Genomic DNA, 4,303 nt, shown 5'->3' on the forward strand with positions numbered 1-4,303 from the left:
GCATGGTGAACTTCACACAAACCGCTGCCGTTGAATGGGGTTGCTCTGGCGTTCGTGTAAACGCGGTCGCGCCCGGTTGGGTAATGTCGAGCGGCATGGACAGCTACCCTCCCGCTCTGAAACCGTGGATCCGCAGCCTCAAAGACGCAGTCCCTGTAAAGCGGATGGGAACCGAAGCGGAAGTCAGCTCAGCAATCTGTTTTTTGCTAAGCGATGGCGCCAACTTTATCAGTGGCGACTGCCTAAGGATTGATGGCGCAGCGTCTCAAGGCGGGCGTGTTTTCCCTCTCCCAAAAGCAAAGAACTCTGATTCATACGATGGCTTTCATCGTTCTGAAACACCCGATATTTTCAAAGACGACGAGTAAAGGACGCGAGAAAATAATGAGCACACTGGAATCAATGATCGACGTGAACTCTGAGCAGTTCCAAGCAAATTCAGAGTCGATGCAAAGCCATATCGACAGCTTTCGAGAGATCGAAAAAAAAGTCGCCAACAAAGAGCTTGAGGCAAAAGAAAAGTTCATTAAGCGTGGAAAGTTATTACCACGCGAACGAATTAATCTGCTACTTGATCGCAACACACCGTTTCTCGAAGTTAGTTCACTCGCCGGTTTTAAAATGCATGACGACAAAGACGGCTCTATGGCCGGCGGCGGAATTATTGCTGGCATCGGTTACGTGTGTGGAATGCGCTGCCTGGTTATTGCCAGCAATAGCGCGATCAAGGGCGGGACGATCTCACCCACGGGTCTTGAGAAAACGCTCCGACTTCAGGACATCGCCAAAGAGAACAAGTTACCGGTCGTGACATTAGCTGAAAGTGGTGGCGCAAATCTTAACTACGCCACAGATGTTTTTGTGCACGGCGCACGAGGTTTTGCGAATCAGGCACGCCTCTCCGCCGCCGGCATTCCACAGTTTACCATTGTCCACGGTAATGCGACCGCAGGCGGCGCTTATCAGCCTGGCCTGTCAGACTACTCGATCGTAGTAAAAGAGCAGGCAAAGATGTTTCTTGCTGGCCCGCCCCTTCTGAAAGCGGCGACCGGAGAAATTGCCACAGACGAAGAGCTAGGCGGAGCTGAGATGCATGCGCAAACCGCTGGCACCGCGGAATTTCTTGCTGAGGATGATTCCGACGCCATCCGCATGATGCGCGATATGATGAAGCAGGTGCCATGGAATGAGCAACTCAGCGCTGGCACGCATCGCGATTACAAAGAGCCAAAGTACAGCGCAGAAGAGCTAATCGGGGTTGTGCCTGCAGATAGCAAAACACCTTACGATGTGCGCGAAATTGTTGCTCGAATTGCCGATGGTTCCGATTTCGTGGACTTTAAGCCAGAGTTTGATAATCAAACCGTCTGTGGTTTTCTGAAAATCGAGGGGCACGCATGCGGCTTAATCGGAAACAACGGACCGATTACCCCAAAAGGCGCGGCCAAAGCAGCGCAATTCATCCAACTTTGCGAGCAGTCCAACACCAGCTTGCTGTTTTTTCATAACACCACAGGCTTTATGGTCGGTACGGATGCCGAACAAAACGGCGTTATCAAGCATGGTTCAAAAATGCTACAAGCCGTGGCGAATGCCACAGTACCCAAGCTTACGATTGTCGTTGGCGGTTCCTATGGTGCGGGCAACTATGCGATGTGCGGCCGAGGATTAGACCCTCGCTTCATCTTCGCATGGCCTAATTCTCGCACCGCGGTAATGGGTGGCGCGCAGGCAGGCAAAGTGCTGCGTATCGTTACTGAAGACAAACACGCAAAAATGGGCAAAGAAGCCGACCCGGCAATGCTAGACGTATTAGAAAAAGCAACGGCCGATAAGCTCGACAAGGGTTCTACCGCACTCTACGGAACCGCACGCCTTTGGGATGACGGGCTCATCGACCCACGAGATACGCGAAAGGTTCTCGCCTTTTTACTCGATATTTGTGACGAAGAGCGTCGCCGCACACTGCGCCCGAATAGCTTCGGCGTCGCGCGACTCTAACAACCCTATTTAAGAATAAAGACATAGTTTAAGAGGCAGCACAGATGATATTTACGCAAGAGCACAATGAAATTCGACGCACGGTTAAGAACTTCGTCGATAACGAGATCAATCCATTCTGCGATGAATGGGAAGAAGCCGGCACTTTTCCGATGAAAGAGCTGTTCAAAAAGCTCGGTGATCTCGGTCTTTTAGGCATTAGTAAGCCGACAGAATATGGCGGCATGGGGCTCGACTACAGTTACAACATTGTTGCTGCAGAAGAGTTTGGTACTGCGCATTGCGGCGGTGTCCCGCTCGCCATTGGCGTTCAAACGGATATGTGTACGCCTGCATTGGCACGTTTTGGTTCAAATGAACTACGTGAAGAGTTTTTGGTACCTTCCATCTCGGGTGACATGATCGGCTGTATCGGTGTATCCGAGCCAAGCGCAGGCTCTGACGTTGCGGCCATCAAAACCACAGCCAAAAAAGACGGTGACGACTACATCATCAACGGCACCAAAATGTGGATCACCAACTCCCCGAGTGCGGATTACATTTGCTTGCTGGCGAACACGTCTGATGACAAAGTGCATCTAAACAAATCACTGATTGTCGTACCAATGAACACACCCGGTGTCGAGGTCGCACCGAAGCTCAACAAGCTTGGTATGCGCAGCTCAGAAACGGCGCAGGTCTTCTTTGACAATGTTCGAGTTCCACAGCGTTACCGCATCGGTGCCGAAGGTTCCGGATTTATGATGCAAATGCTCCAGTTCCAAGAGGAGCGCCTGTTCGGGGCAGCAAACATTCTGAAAGGTCTTGAGCACTGTGTGAACACAACAATCGATTACTGCCGTGAGCGTCAGACATTTGGTCAACCACTACTCGACAACCAGGTCATTCACTTTCGTTTGGCAGAGCTTCAGACAGAAATCGAAGCACTTCGCTGCATGGTGCATCAAGGTGTAGAGGGTTACATTAATAAGAAAGACGTGACGATGCTTGCCTCTATGGCCAAACTAAAAGCAGGACGCTTGGGCAGAGAAGTTTCTGACAGCTGTCTGCAATACTGGGGCGGAATGGGTTACATGTGGGACAACCCAGTTTCTCGCTCAATGCGTGATATTCGACTTGTCTCGATCGGAGGTGGTGCCGATGAAATCATGCTTGGCATTATCTGTAAGTTGATGGGCACCCTGCCAAAACGTAAGAAGTAAGGAGCGCGAATGAGTACGCTACCAGTATGTGAAACGCTGCTTCTTGAGCAAAAGGAACACGCGCTACACGTAACGCTAAACCGTCCGAAAGCACGAAATGCAATGAGCTTACGGATGGTTCAGGAACTGATGTCCGTCTTCAAGGCGATAGAGAACGACGAAACCATTCGTGCGGTGGTCATGCGTGGCGCCGAGGGCCACTTTTGTGCAGGCGGCGATATCAAAGATATGGCCAATGCGCGCGCAGCAATGGGCTCCCGAGCTGAAGGCGAAGAGGATCCGTTCTATGCGCTCAATCGAGAGTTCGGCCGAATGATTACCTTCGCCAATCAAATCCCGCAGGTACTCATTGTCGCTGCAGAGGGTGCTGTGTTAGGAGGCGGGTTTGGCCTCGTTTGCATCTCAGATCTCGCGATCTGCTTAGAGTCGACACAGTTTGGCCTGCCAGAAACCAGTTTAGGTATTCCGCCAGCGCAAATTGCACCCTTTGTTGTGACGCGCATAGGCCTAACGCAAGCCAGACGCCTGGCCTTATTCGGTGCGCGATTCAAAGGATCCGAAGCGAAAGAGCTTGGTATTGTGCATCAATGCGTGAATAGTAACGAGGAGCTTGCTACAGCGATCGATACAGCGCTTGATCAAGTAAAAAGTTGCGCACCTCAGGCTAATCGAATAACCAAAGAACTGATTCTCAGTGTTGGAAAGACCGACCTTAACGCGCTACTTGATGGCGCTGCAGAGAGCTTTGCGAAAGCCGTGCAAGGCCCTGAAGGGCAAGAAGGCACAATGGCATTTATTCAAAAGCGCAAAGCGCGCTGGGCCGAATAAGCGGCCACGAAATGGAGACAACAAATACAATGTTTAGCAAAATCTTGATCGCGAACCGAGGTGAAATAGCGGTTCGAGTCATTCGCACCGCAAAAGACCTAGGCTATCAGACAGTCGCAGTTTTCAGTGAAGCGGATCGCTACGCACCTCATGTCATTGCCGCCGACGAAGCAGTTTGTATCGGTGCAGCTGCCGTGAATGAATCCTATCTGGTGAGTGACAAAATCATTGATGCCGCCAAACGAACTGGTGCCGGTGCCGTGCATCCCGGT

General features: G+C 51.3%; 5 protein-coding genes. All 5 read left to right on the forward strand.

Features of this window, described 5'->3' with window-relative positions; translation table 11 throughout:
• Nucleotides 1-368, forward strand: a 368-nt coding sequence (locus tag A3750_RS17220) for an SDR family oxidoreductase (protein ID WP_082873341.1), incomplete at its 5' end; no start/stop codon positions are given.
• A 16-nt stretch (nt 369-384) separates the two neighbouring features.
• Complete coding sequence (locus A3750_RS17225; protein WP_068466228.1) at nt 385-2,001, forward strand: acyl-CoA carboxylase subunit beta; 1,617 nt, start codon at nt 385-387, stop codon at nt 1,999-2,001.
• 44 nt (nt 2,002-2,045) lie between these two features.
• The gene (locus tag A3750_RS17230; RefSeq protein WP_068453559.1) at nt 2,046-3,203 is read left to right on the forward strand and encodes an acyl-CoA dehydrogenase family protein; all 1,158 of its coding nucleotides are present in this window, start codon (nt 2,046-2,048) and stop codon (nt 3,201-3,203) included.
• A 9-nt stretch (nt 3,204-3,212) separates the two neighbouring features.
• The gene (locus tag A3750_RS17235) at nt 3,213-4,031 is read left to right on the forward strand and encodes an enoyl-CoA hydratase/isomerase family protein (RefSeq protein WP_068453561.1); all 819 of its coding nucleotides are present in this window, start codon (nt 3,213-3,215) and stop codon (nt 4,029-4,031) included.
• Between the two features lie 29 nt (nt 4,032-4,060).
• Nucleotides 4,061-4,303: biotin carboxylase N-terminal domain-containing protein (locus A3750_RS17240; RefSeq protein WP_304440206.1), on the forward strand; the 243-nt coding region annotated here is incomplete at its 3' end.

This window comes from Oleiphilus sp. HI0079 (assembly GCF_001635105.1).

Bases quoted from the DNA above. Each gene is read 5' to 3' on its own strand.
- A3750_RS17225 (WP_068466228.1), top strand. From the start codon at position 385: ATGAGCACACTGGAATCAATGATCGACGTGAACTCTGAGCAGTTCCAA.
- A3750_RS17230 (WP_068453559.1), top strand. From the start codon at position 2,046: ATGATATTTACGCAAGAGCACAATGAAATTCGACGCACGGTTAAGAAC.
- A3750_RS17235 (WP_068453561.1), top strand. From the start codon at position 3,213: ATGAGTACGCTACCAGTATGTGAAACGCTGCTTCTTGAGCAAAAGGAA.